General features: G+C 31.0%; 16 protein-coding genes. 14 read left to right on the top strand and 2 right to left on the bottom strand.

The genetic code is table 11. From position 1 onward, the window contains the following. The 12 genes from T513_RS11950 to T513_RS0104885 form a co-directional block, all read left to right on the top strand. Positions 1–121: zinc ribbon domain-containing protein (locus T513_RS11950; protein ID WP_155266069.1), on the top strand; the 121-nt coding region annotated here is incomplete at its 5' end. A 569-nt stretch (positions 122–690) separates the two neighbouring features. Then, positions 691–1,515 carry a VanZ family protein gene (locus T513_RS0104835; protein ID WP_031589198.1) on the top strand — a complete coding sequence of 275 codons (825 nt, stop codon included), beginning with the start codon at positions 691–693 and terminating at the stop codon, positions 1,513–1,515. A 158-nt stretch (positions 1,516–1,673) separates the two neighbouring features. Then, a complete protein-coding gene (locus T513_RS0104840; protein WP_031589199.1) occupies positions 1,674–2,507 on the top strand; it encodes a VanZ family protein in 834 nt (277 codons plus the stop codon). Between the two features lie 191 nt (positions 2,508–2,698). Further along, entirely contained in the window at positions 2,699–5,386 is a 2,688-nt protein-coding gene (locus T513_RS0104845) for a TOTE conflict system archaeo-eukaryotic primase domain-containing protein (protein WP_031589200.1), read from the top strand. A gap of 107 nt (positions 5,387–5,493) precedes the next feature. After that, positions 5,494–7,125, top strand: a complete 1,632-nt coding sequence (locus tag T513_RS0104850) for an SWIM zinc finger family protein (protein ID WP_031589201.1) — start codon at positions 5,494–5,496, stop codon at positions 7,123–7,125. Positions 7,126–7,407: 282 nt separating this feature from the next. After that, the gene (locus T513_RS0104855; protein ID WP_338010439.1) at positions 7,408–7,929 is read left to right on the top strand and encodes a VanZ family protein; all 522 of its coding nucleotides are present in this window, start codon (positions 7,408–7,410) and stop codon (positions 7,927–7,929) included. Positions 7,930–8,058: 129 nt separating this feature from the next. Continuing rightward, positions 8,059–8,577 (top strand): helix-turn-helix domain-containing protein, encoded by a 519-nt coding sequence (locus T513_RS0104860; RefSeq protein WP_031589203.1) that lies wholly within the window; start codon positions 8,059–8,061, stop codon positions 8,575–8,577. Positions 8,578–8,742: 165 nt separating this feature from the next. Beyond that, complete coding sequence (locus tag T513_RS0104865) at positions 8,743–9,924, top strand: OmpA family protein (RefSeq protein WP_031589204.1); 1,182 nt, start codon at positions 8,743–8,745, stop codon at positions 9,922–9,924. A 143-nt stretch (positions 9,925–10,067) separates the two neighbouring features. Then, complete coding sequence (locus T513_RS0104870) at positions 10,068–11,072, top strand: hypothetical protein (protein WP_031589205.1); 1,005 nt, start codon at positions 10,068–10,070, stop codon at positions 11,070–11,072. Between the two features lie 155 nt (positions 11,073–11,227). Next, positions 11,228–11,737 carry an acyltransferase gene (locus tag T513_RS0104875; RefSeq protein WP_051654398.1) on the top strand — a complete coding sequence of 170 codons (510 nt, stop codon included), beginning with the start codon at positions 11,228–11,230 and terminating at the stop codon, positions 11,735–11,737. 235 nt (positions 11,738–11,972) lie between these two features. Further along, positions 11,973–14,477, top strand: a complete 2,505-nt coding sequence (locus tag T513_RS0104880) for a Cna B-type domain-containing protein (RefSeq protein WP_051654399.1) — start codon at positions 11,973–11,975, stop codon at positions 14,475–14,477. 39 nt (positions 14,478–14,516) lie between these two features. Then, the gene (locus T513_RS0104885) at positions 14,517–14,894 is read left to right on the top strand and encodes an SAP domain-containing protein (RefSeq protein ID WP_031589210.1); all 378 of its coding nucleotides are present in this window, start codon (positions 14,517–14,519) and stop codon (positions 14,892–14,894) included. Positions 14,895–14,929: 35 nt separating this feature from the next. Here the strand turns inward: T513_RS0104885 and T513_RS11955 are convergent, their stop codons facing one another. After that, positions 14,930–15,085: a helix-turn-helix domain-containing protein gene (locus T513_RS11955; RefSeq protein WP_080703115.1), complete on the bottom strand. Its 156-nt coding sequence runs from the start codon at positions 15,083–15,085 to the stop codon at positions 14,930–14,932. A gap of 250 nt (positions 15,086–15,335) precedes the next feature. Here T513_RS11955 and T513_RS0104890 point away from each other — a divergent pair, with 250 nt between their 5' ends. Next, positions 15,336–15,977 (top strand): hypothetical protein, encoded by a 642-nt coding sequence (locus tag T513_RS0104890; RefSeq protein ID WP_031589211.1) that lies wholly within the window; start codon positions 15,336–15,338, stop codon positions 15,975–15,977. 194 nt (positions 15,978–16,171) lie between these two features. Further along, positions 16,172–16,600, top strand: a complete 429-nt coding sequence (locus T513_RS0104895; RefSeq protein ID WP_031589212.1) for a hypothetical protein — start codon at positions 16,172–16,174, stop codon at positions 16,598–16,600. 47 nt (positions 16,601–16,647) lie between these two features. On the opposite strand, the gene T513_RS0104900 is transcribed toward T513_RS0104895, so the two are convergent. Continuing rightward, the gene (locus tag T513_RS0104900) at positions 16,648–18,678 is read right to left on the bottom strand and encodes a GBS Bsp-like repeat-containing protein (protein WP_031589213.1); all 2,031 of its coding nucleotides are present in this window, start codon (positions 18,676–18,678) and stop codon (positions 16,648–16,650) included. Positions 18,679–18,841: the final 163 nt, after the last annotated feature.

Here is an 18,841-nt window from a genome sequence, read left to right on the forward strand (position 1 = left end):
AAATCCACTTGTAAAGAACCTCTCTGTTAGAGAATGGGAGTGCCCTAAATGCCACACAAGGCACGATAGAGACACTAATGCGAGTATAAATATCTTGAACAAAGGGCTTTCGGTAGCCTAACATATAAAAATACCGTAGGACATACGGAAATTTACGCTTGTGGACATTGTGTAAGACGAGCCGACAAGGTGACTTGTTAGGAACGCAGTAGTGGTTGAAGCAAGAATCCCACGACTTTAGTCGTGTGGAGTGTCAAATGTCATGTAATTTAGACCACGCTCTGTACAATAAGTTAAACTCTACGGATGATGAAAAAGAAGAGGATGCTTATCAATTCGCAAAGAAGTATTCTAAGAATATTCCCGCATTTATAAAGTTTATACAAGAGTCAGATTTTGTAGTGAAATCAGACTATAGAGAATCATGGGACTACATTCAGAAAGATTTACATTCATTAGAGAGACATACAAATTTTGGATTATGTTTTCCGGATGATTATCAAGACTAATAAAGATATGACAGTCTAAGACTGCCATGTTTTTATTTTTAATTCGATAAATATATTAAATTTCATAATAATTTATATTAAACTATATATAATAGAAAAATATTATGAAAGGATAATGTTACAAAGAGAAAGTCTTTTAGTTTTGTTGGCTATTTGTAACAACTAAAAAAGTATAATGCACATGTTAATTAAAATCCCTATTGTGGATGTTTTCATCTATTTTATTTTCGTAATGATATTTGTTACTGCTATTCATTTCTATCGTAAGAAGAAAGGGAAAGCAAAGTATTCACTATTTACTAAAGCAATTCTGACTTTCTATTTTCTTTTATTGATTGATACCGCTATTCTTGGCTTTGAAGTTGCAACAGGAGAGATGTTACAAGAAATAATCAAAGAGAGTAGGGGATATTCATTTTTCCAATTCATACCTTTTTATTCAATCAAAACAGCATTTATTGAACCGCAATTGTGGGAATTTGCGGTTATTCAGAATGTTGGAAACATTCTTTTACTATTCCCGCTTGCCTATAGCATGAGAATATTAAAAGATATGTCCGCAAAAAAAGTATTTATAACTTGTCTTATTGTTGATATAGGAATAGAATTCATACAAATGATGACAAATATTATCACAAGAATACCAAGTCATATGGTAGACATTGATGATATCATCTTAAATATGACAGGTGTTGTATTGGCATTATTAGTAGCTAAAGTAACCTATAAATTTAAAGATTATTTCTTAGATATACTATTTGTTTATCCAGATCAAAGAAATACAACTCATGGAAAAATCAGCAAAAGATCTCAGATATTCTTAACAATGCTTATCATCTATTGTGGTTATCTTTTTATTGCGTGGGTTATAAGTATAATGGATTTTATATCTAAACCTTTCTTGTTGATGGTCTTATTAGCATTTACAATCATTATCATTCTTTATTTCTTGATATTTATTGCACCTCAATTTTTTTCTTCAAAACAAAAAATTAAAGTGAAATAGCACTATTTTTTATTTTCAATTCGATAAATATATCAAATTTTATAATTATATATTATAATAGATATATATAATAAAAAAATATTGGGAAAGGAGCATGTTACAAAGAGAAAGTATTTTAGGTTTTTGTTAGCTATTTGTAACAACTAAGAAAAACTATTATGTACAGATTAATTGGAATTTCATCGATTGAAGGTATTTTTAACTGTTATGTTTTTTTGATGATAATCGTCACTGCTATTCATTTCTATCGCAAGAAGAAAGGAATAGCAAAGTATTCACTATTTACTAAAGCAATTATGACTTATTATTTTCTTATCTTGTTTAATACTGCAATTTTTGGCTTTAAAGTTGCAACAGGAGAGATGTTACAAGATATAATCAAAGAGAGTAGGGGATATTCATTTTTTCAATTCATACCATTCTTTTCAATAAGATCAACGTATGAAGGAGCAGGGACATGGGAATATCCAACTATTCAGATTATAGGAAGTATTCTTTTATTATTCCCGCTTGCCTATAGCATGAGAATATTAAAAGATATGTCCGCAAAAAAAGTATTTATTACTTGTCTTATTATTAATGTAGGAATTGAATTCATACAAATGATGACAAATATTATCACAAGAATACCAAGTCATTGGGTAAACATTGATGATATCATCTTAAACATGACAGGCGTTGTATTGGCATTATTAGTAGCTAAAGTAACCTATAAATTTAAAGATTATTTCTTAGATATACTATTTGTTTATCCAGATCATCAAAATATAACTCATGGAAAAATTAGCAAAAGATCTCAGGAAATCCTAGCTATGCTTATTCTCTATTTTGGCTATATTCTTATTGCATGGGTTGTAAGTATAATGGAATTTAAATATGAATATTTCTTGAATATTTTATTGTTCGTATTTACGATCGGTATCGTTGTTTATTTCATGATATATATGGTACTTCCATTCATTTCTTCAAAACTAAAGATCAAACACCAATAAGATGTGGCAGTCACAGACTGCTACATCTTTTATTGTATGAGACAATGATGTCTCATGCTATAATGCGTGTAATATGTCCTGTTTTTGTTATTGAGAAATAGATAAAGTATAAGCGAAAGGAGATAAACAATGGATCAAAAAAAGATTGGTTTTTTTTAAAGATATAATAAATAAAGAAGGAGATGAAATAGATGAATCAGATAGAACGCTTGCAAGAAGAAAATAGAAAATTAAAAAGAGAAAATGAGAAATATAAAAGAATACTTATAGAACATAATCTTATTAATACAGAAGAAATTCCATTCTATCATAAAGAAGATAAACTAAGAATCTATAAAAATCTCTTTAAAGGAAGAGAAGATGTTTATGCTTTAAACTATAAAGAAACATTTTTTCCAGCCTGCAAAAATAGAATAAGCGGTAGATTATGTAAAAGAAAAAAGAATGGCAGCAAGTGGTGTCGTAAATGTAGTAATCAAAATTTTTCATCATTAACAGATTTCGTTCTATTGGATCATATATCAACATCTCATAAAAGAATAGGCTTGTATCCATTGTTGAAGGATAATACTTGTTTCCTCCTTGCCATTGACTTTGATGAAGACGATTGGTTCAGTGCCATGCTTTCAGTCTATCGACTGGCCAAACGCTATGGTATCGATAGCGCCATGGAGCGTTCGTTTTCTGGTAATGGTGGGCATCTATGGTTTTTCTTTCAAGAACCGATCCCCGCATATATGGCTAGAATGTTTGGACGTACTCTTCTTAATGAAGCGATGAGGATTAATAAAGATATCACTTATGAATCATATGATCGCTTATTTCCTGCTCAGGATACAATGCCCGAGGGAGGGTTTGGAAATCTTATTGCCTTGCCTTTTGCATTTGATGCTCTCATGAAAGGTAATGCTGTTTTTATTAACGAATATAATCAGAAGATTACTAAACAATTCTACTATTTAAGTACAATCAAAAAAATATTTACAAAGACTATTGAGAACTATATTAATCAAAACAAAGAAATGACCTTAGAAAATCTTGATATCGATACAAATAATCTTAATACAATACATATCAAGAGAACAGGTATTCTCAAAATAGAAAAGAAAGGACTTAGTTCTCATACAATTCAATTTTTAAGAAAAATATCTTCTATGTGGAACCCTGAATACTTTAGAAAACAAAGAAATCATGAACCTTTGTGGAAAGGAAATGGAGTTAGTGCCATTCTTAGTGAGTATGAAGAAACTGAAAATTATATTTATCTTCCAAGAGCGTTAGATGAAATTATAGAAGAACATACAAATATTATTTATGATGATCATATCTCTATAGGACATCCTATTGACGTTTCTTTTATTGGAAAACTTTATTCCTATCAACAAGAAGCCATCACGAATGCTTTGAAGCATTCTATAGGCGTTATTAAAGCGCCTACTGGGTCTGGTAAGACCGTGATGGCATTAAACATCGTTGCTCAACTAAAAGTTTCTACATTGATAATTTTAGGTAATACAGAACTTGCCAAACAATGGAAAAAGAGAATCAATGACTTCCTTGATTATCCTGATAAAGACAAAAAAAGAAATCAGTTTATTGGAGAATATTCCGGATCAAAAAAGAAAATGTTTGGCAATATTGATATTGCTTTAGTGCAATCATTAAGTCATTTAAAAGACAAAGAGATATTTGAAAGATATGGATTAGTCATAATTGATGAAGGACATCATAGTGCAAGTACGACATACAGAGAAACATTAAAGAATATTCCTGCAAAAAACATTTATTCCTTTACCGCAACACCTGAAAGACAAGATGGACTAGATAAAATTGTAAGCATGTATCTAGGAAGAATCGTAAGCGAAGTACCGTTTGAAGTCATTAAAACATTAAGGCATTTCAAACAGATTCTCATTCCTAGATATACCACATTTACTTATCTCGATGAAGATCATGACTTTACTAATATTGTAAAAAAACTAGTAAACAATCAAAAAAGAAACAATGAAATTATTCAAGATGTTATCCATGAATACAATAAATCAAGAAATATCATTGTATTATCAGATCGTATTGAACACTTGGATTACCTTTATGAACGGATAAAACATATTACAATAAATTCATTCTTATTAACAGGTAAAACAAAAGTAAGAGAGAAAAATAGAATCATCGAAACAGTTAATCGATTAAAAGATGAAAACTATATTCTTCTTGCTTCCTACAAGTTGATAGGAGAAGGATTTGATCTACCAAGTCTAGAAACAATGTTCATGGCGTCTCCATTCTCATGGAAAGGGAGAACAAGTCAGTATATAGGTAGACTTCATCGTAATCATGAAGGAAAAGAAGTCATTAAAGTCTATGACTATGTAGATCGACATGTAGAAATGTTAAAACGAATGTATCAGAATAGATTAAAGGTCTATAGAAGTGAAGGATATGATATTCAAATTAACAATAATAAAATCATTTCACTTGAACGTTATCTTTATGAATATGAAGAATATCAGAAAAACATGATCAATAATATATGTGCTGCTCATAATGAAATCGTCATTTCTTGTAATACTATCTATCTTTCCAGAATTAAATCATACTATAAAATGATAGAAGGGTTGGTTATGAAAGGAATTCATGTTCACCTTTTTACTGATATAGAACTAACAAAAGAAATTATTTCATATTTACACTCACTAGGAGTTCATTTAAGACATACATTACATCCATCCAATCTAGTCATTATAGATAAAAAGATAATTTGGCTAAGCAATAGTTCGTTCTTTGGATACCAGGATAAACTTGAACTTGCTTATAAACTTAACGATCCATCATTTGCGGAAGAACTACTAAGTAATTTGATTACATCAAATGTTTAGAAAAATACTTTGATTTCTATAAATAGTTATGAACTTAAATTATTAGCTTTATTAGACAATATTTACTCTCTCTAGTAAACTAATGTATAAGGCGAAAGGAGAAAAGTATGGATTGGAAAAAACTATTTGCTCCTCAGATTCTAGGGAGAGGTTATGATTATTATTTAAAAGGTCGTGTAAATAATTTGGAAATATCTGATGATCAAATTTCTTCTACTGTTATAGGAGAAAATGTTTATAAAGTTAATATTTATTTAGATAATAATAAAATAAAAGATATGGAATGTAACTGTCCATATGCCAAAAGAGGTTATAACTGTAAACACATGGCAGCAGTCTTATTTCACTATAGCAAAGGCCATTTGAAAGAAGACAATTATAATGATATACGCAAGTATCTTGATGAAGTAGATGACCATACAATAAAAGATTACCTTGCACAAATACTACTAAATGATTCCAGACTACAAAATAATTTTTATATTCTAACAGGATATTATGAAAAACATATAAGTATAAAGCCATATATAGAACGCTTTAATGAAGTGTTTGAACATTATTCTAGTTATGATGATCAAATTCAAGATTATTACATGCCAGAATTCGTTGAGGAAACAGAATTCACTGTTGATGATGCTTTCAAATTAATAGAGTATAAACATTATGATGAAGCTTTCTCTTTTATAAAATACATATATGAAAAAATATATGCGATTATTTTTAGAGATGATACTGACTTCTTTATATATGATGAGTTATTAGAATATCTTGAAAAAATCATCGAAGTTGCGGATGAAGATCTAAAAGATAGTATATTTACATGGGCAATTCAAGAATTAGATGATGCACGTGATGAAGCAGAAGATTTTCTATATGATATAGTATTTAATAATTTCTATGAAGATGAATATCTTTATAGAAAAGCTGAATTTCTTAAACAAAAGGTCGCAACATTTCCACCAGCATTAAATCGTTTTCATTCTAACTTTTTATATTATCTTAAATGGACTATTACCTATATACATATTATTGAAGAATGCCATGTCTCAATAGATGAGATTGAAAAGTTCTGTAGAACATATTGGGATATTAAGAAAATAAGAGATGAATTCCTTCACTATTGTAAAGAGTTAAAGGTTTATGACCATTTACTGCCATTATTAGATGAATGTATGAACTTAGAAAAAGATGATAAATTAAGTTTAATAGAATATAGTGATATGAAAAAAGAAATCTTCTTATCACAATCTAACAAAGAAGCTTATAAGAAAGAATTATATGATCTTATTACGAAATATACTGCCGGAGATATTAGGTATTATAAGGAATTAAAGAATCAGTATTCTCCTGAAGAGTGGATAGATATAAGAGAAGATATATTCTTAGATCTTCATGATTATTCAGGAATAGCACATCTATACGCAGAAGAGAAACTGTATGAACGTCTTATCAAGGTTATTAAAGATTCAGAAGATTTTTCTCTTATTAATGAATATGCATCAATCTTACAGAAGAATTATCATGATGAAGTTATGAACATATATGAAGATACATTAAACCGTATGGCTTATCTAGTACGAGGTAGAGATCGATATGTGGAATTAATAGAACAACTTGAAAGACTAAAGACATTAGATCAAAGTGAAGATACAGTTATGAGAATTATTGCGAGCTGGAAACAGATGTACAAAAATAGAAAAGCTATGATGGAAGAATTAAATAAATTCAGTATGAGATAAAACGTGACAGTCATAAGACTGTCACGTTTACTTTAAATGGTACAAGAAGCATCAAATTGCTTATTATATAATTAGTAGAATAGAAAATAGAATGCAAGCCTATTAATCTATGACATATAAAACTCCTTTTTTGTAAAGTCTTTAATTATCTAAAGATAAAAACAGATGGTGTAAGGATGTGATAGTAGTTTCCATCGTATACAAGAATTATTTTTTATTGCTTTATAAATAAGCTTTCTTATTGTTTTAGATAACTATCCTTAGATCTTCTTGTAGTATCAAATCTTTCAGAATGTTGGAAACATTCTTTTTTTATTCCCGCTTGCCTATAGCATGAGAATATTAAAAGATATGTCCGTGAAAAAAGTATTTATAACTTGTCTTATTATTGATATAGGAATAGAATTCACACAAATGATGACAAATATTATCACAAGAATACCAAGTCATATGGTAGACATTGATGATATCATCTTAAACATGACAGGCGTTTTATTGGCATTATTAGTAGCTAAAGTAACCTATAAATTTAAAGATTATTTTTTAGATATACTATTTGTTTATCCAGATCAAAGAAATACAACTCATGGAAAAATTAGCAAAAGATCTCAGGAAATCCTAGCTATGCTTATTCTCTATTTTGGCTATATTCTTATTGCATGGGTTGTAAGTATAATGGAATTTAAATATGAATATTTCTTGAATATTTTATTGTTCGTATTTACGATCGGTATCGTTGTTTATTTCATGATATATATGGTACTTCCATTCATTTCTTCAAAACTAAAGATCAAACACCAATAAGATGTGGCAGTCACAGACTGCTACATCTTTTATTGTATGAGACAATGATGTCTCATGCTATAATGCGTGTAATATGTCCTGTTATTGTTATTGAGAAATAGATAAAGTATAAGCGAAAGGAGATAAACAATGGATCAAAAAAAGATTGGGTTATTTTTAAAGACTTTAAGAAAAGAAAAATCACTTACACAAGAAGAGCTTGCTTGTCAGGTAGGTGTTTCTCGTCGCAGTGTTTCTCGCTGGGAAACAGGAAACAATATGCCAGATTTAGATATTCTTTTAGAGTTAGCTGATTTTTATGAAGTGGATATTCGTGAACTTTTGGATGGTGAAAGGAGAAGAGATCATATGAATAAAGAGACAGAGGAAACTGTTTTAAAGGTTGCGGATTATATGAATGAAGAAACAATAAAAAATATGAGACGTATTCATGTGTGGTTTATTTTAGCGTTAATACTTGATGTGTTTTATCTTATTTCACTATTTATTGAACCATCAGATCCAAGTCCAATATTTGAATTTGTTCAGGGATTTTGTGTAGGTGTCTCTATCGCCATGATTTTTATTGGTGTTCTTATTACCAACAATAAAGAAAATAAATTAATGAACTTCAAGAAACGTATTTTAATGAAATTGAAATCTCAATAAAGGACATGAAACATGTCCTTTTTTGCTTATTTGTATGTCATTAAAAACAATGAAATTAACGTGTAAATTACAATATTTATTTCTTTTTTAGATAAATTGAAATTACGTTGATATTCAAAGAATATTTTGTTATAGTGGGGACATTATGAAAAAGGAGAATGATCTATGAATAAAAAAATGTTTTTAGTTGTAGTTAGTTGTCTTTTGTTTTTAACGGCTTGTGGAAGTTCTTCTAGTAATTCCAAGAAGAAAAGTTCAAGCAGTACGACTGCCTCTAAGAGTGCAGATGATAAGTTTATTGTCAGTGGTTATAAGTTAGGTGTGATTCCAGAAATCCCAATTCCTGAGATTAAGGGCTTAGGATTGGTTGAAAGTACTGATGCGAAGATTACTCTTGATATGACAAAGTCTCTTTCTTCTGTTGAAGGTATTACTGTAACACCTGTACGAATTAAGAATGGACAGGTGACTTCTGGTAGTGCCACAGTACAGACAGGAGAAGATGGTGAAGGCCAGTATAGTGATGATGAGAAGTCAGTACAGACTGATGGCAGCGGTGCTGGTCAGTACACTGATGGAACAGTTACTATTCAAAGGGCACCAGATGGATCAGGTCAGTATTCTGATACAAAAAATAAAATCACTATGCAGGTGATCAGTGATGGTTCTGGCCAGTTCAATAATGAAAAAGATGGGATTTCTTTGCAGGTAACAAGTACTGGTGAGGGATCATACAAGAATGAAGAAAAGGATCAGTCAATTACAGTAGTAGGTGATAAGGCTATCTATAAGCATGGAGATATAGTTATCATGAATAATGGTGATGGAACAGGTTCTTATACTGATTCAAGTAAATCATTAATCATTAAAAATGATGGACAAGGAATAGCTACTATCACATTAGGAAGTGAAACAAAGAAAGTGAAGGCGGATCCTTTAGATGCATATGGCAAGCTTCCTAAGTTAAAGGTTGTTCCAGCCATTCCTGCAGTAGAAGCAAATTCTATTAAGATCACATTGGATGCAGGTGTACTTTTTGATGTAGATAAGTACAATATCCGCAAGGATGCTCAAAAAGTGCTGAATGATTTAGCTGGTATTTTAAAGAAGGCGGACATCAAATCTTTCCAGATTGATGGCCACACGGATTCAGATGCGAGCGAAGCACACAACCAGACATTATCTGAAAATAGAGCAAATTCTGTTAAGAAGTATTTAGCATCTCAAGGAGTAAGTGCAACAATTACGACAAAGGGATATGGTGAAAGCAAACCAATTGCTACTAACAAGACCGCTGCAGGAAAGCAGAAAAACCGTCGTGTAGAAATCACGATTCCAACAGTTTAATAGGCATTAAAAATACCAGCAAAATAATGCTGGTATTTTTAAATTCAAAGCTTATTTTTTAAGGTGCTCTGTTTTTTACGATAATACGACTTTCTGCATGTAAAATGGAAAATGATTGAAAAATCAGATATGGAGGAAAATGTATGGATAACAATCAGTTTAACTCTAACAATAATTCTAATGGTAGCTATAATGCTTCACAGGCAGGAAGCTACAATGCTAATTCTCAGCAGAACAATGCTTATCAGTATGATCAGCAGAATCCCTATAGCAATAATGGGGGAAATATTCCACCACAAGGCAATATGCCATTTTATAAGACTACCAAAGGCATTATTGCGATTGCTCTTTCATTAGTTCTTATACTTGGTTTAGTCTATTGGGGATTTAACAACTTCATTGGATATACAAGAATTGATCTTGCCAAGAATGTTTCATTAAAGTTATCAGGTGAATCTGGAACGGCAACTTTAAGTAGTTCCAATGTAAGAAATAATGTAGACTACGATAAATCAAATGAGAAATTAAAGACATTTGTCAATAGCATCAGATATTCAGTAAGCAAAAATATGGCCATTAAAAACGGTGATAAAGTCAAAGTCACAGTTGTATATAGTGAATCTCTTGCAAAAGAATGCAAAGTCAAAGTGACAAATGCAGAAAAAGAAATCACTATATCAGGCTTAGGTGAAAAATTTGAAGATGGCAGCAAGGTCTCTAGTACAATTGCGAATAAGATGAAAAGTGATGCGGATGAAAAAATGAAACAGATGGTCACTTTGATTGATAGTACAACATGGCAGGTTACACCAACATATCATTCCATGTATCTTCTAAAATCATCTACAGATAAAGATTACGTTGTGGCAGTATATGATTTAACATTATTGTATAAAGCTACAAACAGAAGTGTTCATTATTATGCCTATACCTACACTACAACAGGAGTGCATACAAACTATGAAAACACTTCAAAAGTATGGAATGGAAACACGTCAGTGCGTATTATTGGAAACAATCTTTATGGATATGGAAACTTCTTACAGACTACAGATCATATATTGATCTCTGATGCTTCTATGATTGAATCTAATATCACAAACTATTCACTCTTTAGAGGAAGAACAGTAAGTAAGATTAACGCTTAACGAAAAATACCGATTTATTCGGTATTTTTTTATTTATTTATATATTTTACTTGTATAAGACTGTCGCCATATAATGCCTTTTTATATTTTACTATTGTAAGACGTTAAGTATGTATAATATAGGTGATGATATATTATAATAAAGGAGATCATACATGGGAGTGATAAGAGGCATAATCAATAAATATCAAATGAGAAAAAGACCAATATCGTATTTACGCTCATTAGGAGCTCACATAGGAGAAGGCTGTGAAATCTATCCTTCCGCAAACTTTATGGAACCCTATTTAATAAGTTTAGGAAACAATGTGAGAATCAATGAGGGTGTTCAGTTTGTTACTCATGATGGTGGCGTATGGGTCATCAGAAATAAATATAGAAAATATAAGAATGTCGATCTCTTTGGAAAAATTAAAGTAGGTGACAATGTCCATATTGGTACCAATGCAGTTATTATGCCAGGGGTATCCATTGGAAACAACTGTATCATTGGTGTAGGATCCATTGTCACAAAAGACATTCCTGATGGCTCAATTGCAGTAGGCGTTCCTGCTCGTGTCATTGAAGATGTTAATGAATATCTAGATAAAAACAAAGAGAAATTCATTAATACAAAACAATTATCCAATGAAGACAAGAAAGATTATCTGATGGAACATCTGTAGATGTTCCATCTTTTTTATGCAAAAGTCACATTTTGATACATAAATTTTTGCTTCAAAAATAGTTCGGTTATAAGAAAGTCAAACAGTTTTAATATCAAAATACTTGTGTTATATATAAGTAAGAAACAGCTTTCATGCGTTTTTTTCATTTATTGCATGAAAATCTGGAAGGAGGAGTAAACAACTTAAAGATCATTCATCTGCAATATTAATAAAAAGAATAGGAGAAATATTTATGAATAAGAAGCTGAAAATTATTTTTGTTTCACTTATTGCGATATTGATGACTATTGGAAATGTGACAGCTGCTAAGGCCGCTGATGCAACAGAAAAGACTGATATTAAGATTACTGATTTTACCATTACAGATTACTATGAGAAAGAAAAAGATAGCTATGCCTACAATGAAACGCTAAGACTTCACTTGACTTGGGATGCAAGTGCTTATGGTGATGATCTCAAGGAAGGCGATTATTTTAATGTCACTCTTCCTGATAACTTCAAGTTCCCAGTAGGACATAGCGCTACACATTTTGATGTATTGTCACCAGATGGAGCAGTTGTCGCTAAGGCAGTTGTCAGTCCTGGAGAAAAGAATGGTGGAAGTGTGAAAGTGACTTTTACTGATTATGTAAATAATCATCAAAATATTAAAGGAACATTAAACCTTCAAGCGACTTTCTCTGATGTAACACATAATGAAGAAAACACATTTAAAGTATTGGTAGGTACTAACACTTATACAACCAATGTCAATGTCTCTGGACCAGTTGGTATTAATGATGAATTTGTAGCTAAATGGGGACAGGCCATCGATACAGATGAAAATGCAGTACAATGGATTGTGCGTATTAATCATATGAAAAACAATCTAGAAAATGTTGTTATTACAGATAGGCTGTCTGCAGATAATGATGATATCGGTAGTATGAAATACATACGAGATTCATTTAAGATGTGGGAAGTCACATACCATGAAAATGGTGGCGTTGTTGATTGGGGAGAGCCTATCTCATTAACCGATAGAGTTACATTTGAAAACAATGATACAGAGTTCACTATTAATCTAAAAGATCTCAACTTAGGAAACAAACAGTATCGTCTTGAATATAAGACAACTTATGAACCAGGTAAGAGACTTAGAAATAATGTGGAATTAGAAACTACTGAAAAGACAAAACATACAACTAGCTCATACAAGGATGCTTCATCTTCAGGTACAGGTCAGGGAGATCTTAACAATAAGATCAAGATTGTAAAAGTAGATGCGGATGATAATGAATCAAAATTAGCAGGGGCAAAATTCAAGCTTACACGTGTATCAGATGGCAAAGAATACGAATTTACAACTGATGCACAAGGTGAAGCAGTCTCTGAAAAGCTTGTCGCTGGTGAATATAAGATTAAAGAAATAACTGCGCCGGTAGGCTATGAACTTGATTCAAAGGAGTATAGTGTCACAGTAAAAGATGGAGAAGCTACTATTCAAACTGTTACCAATGTACCATTGAAAATCAATATTCCAGTAGAAAAGAAATGGATAGGCAAACAGGCAGATTCAATAACTGTACATTTGTATGCTGATGGAAAAGATACAGGAAAGACAGTCGTATTAAATGCGGATAATAACTGGAAAGATGAATTCAAGGATGTTCGTCAATATGATACATCAGGCAATGAAATTGAATACACAGTCAAGGAAGATAAGCTTGAAAACTATTCTTCAAAGGTAACAAAGGACAGCAACGGTGGATTCATCATCACGAACACAAACACTGAAACAATCGATATTCCAGTTACTAAGACATGGGTAGGAAAACCAACTGACTCTGTCACAGTGAAATTACTTGCAGATGGCAAGGATAGTGGAAAGACTTTGACACTTACTGAATCAGATAACTGGAAAGGTACTTTTGAGAAACTCAATAAGTATGATGAAAAAGATGGTCATGAAGTCAACTACACTATTGAAGAAGTAGAAATCAATGGCTATACAACAGGTATTTCTGGCAGTGCTGAAAATGGATTTACAATTACCAACACAATCTCAGGAAAGGTATCCATTCCAGTTACTAAGATATGGAAAGGTGAAGCAGCCAGTGAAGTACAGATTATACTTTATGCAAATGGAGAAGAAGTAGAAACTAAGACATTATCAAAAGATAATGATTGGCAGTATACCTTCAAAGATCTTGAAAAATATCAGGATGGAAAAGAAATCACTTATACAGTAGAAGAAAAAGAAGTAGCAGGATATACTTCATCAAAAACAGGAGATATTGAAAGTGGTATTATCTTCACTAATACAAAAACTGGAAAGACTATTGTAGAAGGTAAGAAAGTATGGAACGACAAAGATAACCAGAGCGGTAAACGACCAGAAGAAATTACGGTCAACTTACTCGCAAATGGAAAAGTTGTTCAAAGTGCAACTGTATCAGAAAAACTAAACTGGCAGTTCTCATTTGAAAATCTTGATAAGTATGATGAAGAAGGACAAGAAATCACTTATTCAGTTAATGAAGAAGAAGTAGAAGACTATTCTTCTAGAATAACTGGAGATACAAAAAATGGATTTACAATCACTAATACTTATCAAGGAGAAGAAACACCTACAAAAACAATAAAAGTTGTAAAAACAGGTGATGAAACAAAACTAATGAAATTAACTCTATCAGCAGTTCTCTCATTAGCAGTATTAATATTTATTGTCTTAATGAAATACACAATGAAATTCTAATCACATTAAGTAAAGTCCTTCACGAAAAGGGGGCATTCAATGCCAAAGGATTTAACCGGTGATCTTCTATTTCTACGTAGAAAATTACCAAATGAAAAAGAACTCATTGTCTTTTGCAAAATGCATGGTTTATCAACCATTGGTACAAAAGAAGATTTAGAAAAACGCATCGTCTATTATCTGAAGACAGGAAGACGTATAGATCCTATCATAGATGAAGAGCCAGATATAAGTGAAATCAACTTCAGTGAAAAGCTAGGAGAGAACTTTACACTAGAAGATAAGAACCGAGATTTCTTTAGAGAATATGTTGGTGAAAACTTTGATGAAGAGTTTATTAAATGGCTTGACGAAAATCCAGATAGTACCTATGAGGATGCATTGAATAAGTATTTAGAATTTAAGAAAAAACAATAATGTTTATAACTTGTAATCCACTTTAAAGGGATCAGTTAAACCTGATCCCTTTTCTCATAAAGCTTCTGGGCTATGTATGGAAGATATTCTTCACCGATACTGTTTCTATGTAATTCACGTGATACGGTAGATTTATCTCTATTTAAAATATTGGCTATTTCAGTAACAGTAAGACCTAATACATTATACATTCACGTTCAATTAGTGTAAGATGTTTATAGTGGCTCATAGAATAATCCTCCTTTATGATTTGTATTCCCAAGCACATTATAAAACGGATTTTCTATGAGTTACTTTTTTGTTGCACTTAGATTATAAATTCAAGAATCAAAAAGTAATGAAAAAATATTTTTTAAAACGCTTTCATTTACTATTGAAAAAAATAGTAAAATAGAGGTAAAATAAAGATATATTGAAATAGTTACTAAGGGGGTCATAAAAATGAAATATTTCAAAACAATTATATGTTTGTTTTTATCTCTTGCATTCCTAGCGACACCGGTAACAGCTGCTAATAGTATTCAAAGACGAGGAAGAGTTATTTCTGCTTATTCAAGAGGAAAGAAAATTACCGGTGATACTATTAGATTGAAAAATACTTTTACTGGGGTAGGAAATAATCTCGCGACAATCAAGGATATCAATTCGGGTGTACCTTTAACTAAAGTATTCTCTTCAAAGAAAATTAATAATACGACAAAGTATTCATTAGGACAGTTTAAATTATTAACAAGATTACAGGAAATCAGATCTGATAGTGGTAAGTTCTACACTGACATGATGATAACTTGGGAAGTTAATAATCTTATGTCTAAGAATGTCTACCTTCTTGTTTATGATAAAGTGACAGAAGAGTGGTCAATTGTTAAACCTGAATCTGTTGATTTAGCAAATAAAACAATTACTGCAAAATTTGCTCATATGTCCGTTGTTGGTGTTCTTTATGTTTCTTCAAATAAATCTGTTAATAATAATGTAAAAACAGGAGATGATACAAATGTTGTTATGTATATTCTCCTTGCTACTATTTCTCTTTTGGCTTTAATTTCCGTCTTTATCTTCCGTAAACATAGTAAACTTTAAAAAGTGGTTGATAAACCACTTTTTTAGTAGCTTCTAATCTTTAAACTCATTCAAAAATATATTTTTAATATGTAATTTAAACAATAGAATAATTTTTTTAGAATATACTGAATTATTAGATAAAAATATGTAAGTTTAGTACAATATGATTAAGAAAGATCATTACATTTGAGTTTTAGGAGAGGAGAAGAATTATGAAGAGATTGGTATCAATTGCAGTATGTTTTATTACAATAATATCTATAGCAATAACAAACATTAATGCAAAGACTACAACAGTATATTATGGATTCTATGGATCAGAAACGACTGTATTTAAGAAGAAAGGCAATAAGCTTACTGTAAAAGTCAGAAGTCCGATTGATTACTATAAGAAGAATCGTTTGTTTACAGGGAAGACTAAAGGTAAGAAAAAGACATTTAAGTTAAGTAAGAAAATCAAATATTATAGTGCTGAAGTAGATAATCATATGCGTCTATATAATCCAAAATCAGTAAAAAAAGGATCACTAAAAAAAATAAAAAACTCTATAAAAGATGCACAAAATGATTATGGTGAGTGCTATATCATTTTGGTTGTTAAGAACGGTGTAGCTACAAAAGTGGTTTGCTGTTTCTCATAAAAAGATAACACAAAAAAGATATGGGGTGGGCCCATATCTTTTTCGTGTTATTTTACTTTAACTGTTTTTATAGTTGACCAGTTTCCATTTACTTTACCATTAACACCACATACTTTAATCTGGTATTTCTTTTTTGATTTTAGTTTTTTGATAACCAATGATAATTTTTTAGTTGTTTTGTATTTCCAAGATTTTGATTTTTTTAGCTTATATGCAATTTTATATGTTTTTGCATTACTTGCTTTATTCCATGAAATAGTGATCTTCTTTTTACCGGCTGAAGTTTTTCTGATTGATATTTTTTCTACATGAATAGATGCTCTTTTTTTAGAAAATGAGATGACAGGAGAAGTTTTTAATTTAAATCTTACTTGAATTGCATTACTTGAATTAGATGACCAAGTTGTTGAATTAGTAAATTTATAATAATTAACAGCTTTCTTATTTTGATAAATATAACCAATGTACCATGCATAAGATCTAGGACTAGTATGGCTACTGTCACCACAACATTCATGAATACATTTTCCATAGTTCGTAGTACCAGGCCAATACAAATATACGTATTCGTGCCCATTATCTGTTCCTCTTTTAAAGACTGTCATGTTTGTAGAAATTTCATCACGATGATTAAATTTACTTGTTTTTTCATAGTTTGAATAAATTCCTTCAGTTGGCCCACACCAATGGAAATAATAAAATCCTACCTGGACTCTTGTTTCAGATGTAGTTAGCTTATTATCGCTTCTATATGTTCCACCACTATTTACATATTCAGTTTTTACTAGACCAGCATTAGTCCAATTAGCCCCTGGAGAACTCGTCGAGATTTTTTCTTCTTTATTTAAATACTCAATGGTATATTGATTTTTATTTACATAAGTTGGTAATACTGGAGCATATGTCCATCCATCAGATTTCTTTGTAGTTTTCGGATTAATGTATGTTGATGGAGCAGTAGCTGAGGTACAATTTCCCTGTTTATCATAGATGTAAATGTGAGTATTGTAGTTTCCATATTCATTTTTATGATCGGTAATATTTACTCTGTAACTGTATGTGTTGCCATTAACTGTTCCTCTTGCTGAAGTATTTGTCATCCAATTTGGTTGAATATCATCCTGAAAATTATAGCTTGTCCAAGTAGGAAATTGTACTCGATCAATTCCACTTCTATCAGTAGCTGTACAACTTACTGTATACCCTGATTCAGAAACATTACTTATTTTAATGTTTGATACCGTTGGATTTGTTCTATCAACATATGCAGATGGACTTCCTGGCTGATATGATGCAACATTTCCTGCATTATCATAAGCATAAATATGTGTAGAATAATATCCTTCTTCATTATTATGATCAGACGCCTTTACACGGAAAGTCCAAGTATTTCCGCTTTGAGAACCTCTTATTGATGTATTTGTAGACCAGTTAGAAGCTAAATCATCTTGACCTTTATAAACAGTCCAAGTTGGAAACTGAACTCTATTAATTTTATTGCCGCCTGTAACGGTACATGAAACCGTGTATCCGTCTCTAGATATAGCAGTAACTTTTACATTTGTTATAGAAGGTTTAGCTGTTGATCCTGAAGAGAAGTTAGGACGGATGACACCCCAATAAGGTGTATAATTATTTATATAGCTCGGGCTATTATATGCAAAAGTCTTTTTTTGTACTATTTGCACATTATTATAGTTTTGATGATAACTGATATTTGCAGATTCAGCAATTGCAACATGACCATATGATCCGCCTGGACCTGCTGAATAAACTAATATATCTCCCTTTTGTGGAACAGCACCTTTTATTCTTGACCAACCACTAGGTAATGCATTTGTTGCATAATCTTTTGCATTACCAGGAACACGTGAAACACCTAGAAAATCATAATAGTAACAAATTAAACTTACACATTGACCTGTGCCTACTTTTTGTCCAACCTTTGATTTCACCCAATTAATAGCCTCATCAGCAGTTTTAGAAGTTGCATGAACACTAATTATTTTTGAATTGAGAGTTATAGAGAATAACATCATTATAACTATAGATAATCTAAAAATCTTTCTTTTAATCATATAAAATCATCCTTTCTATAGTTATTATAACTATTAACAAAGTAGGGGAGCAAGAACTACCATATGGTTGCATAAAATTATTTGACTATTTTTTGACAATCGATCTATGCGAGAATTTCGAAAATCATTTAACTTATTTTTTAACTTATGTAAAGTATTATTC

The organism is Kandleria vitulina DSM 20405, from assembly GCF_000702065.1.
Classification (GTDB): Bacteria; Bacillota_I; Bacilli_A; order Erysipelotrichales; family Coprobacillaceae; genus Kandleria; species Kandleria vitulina.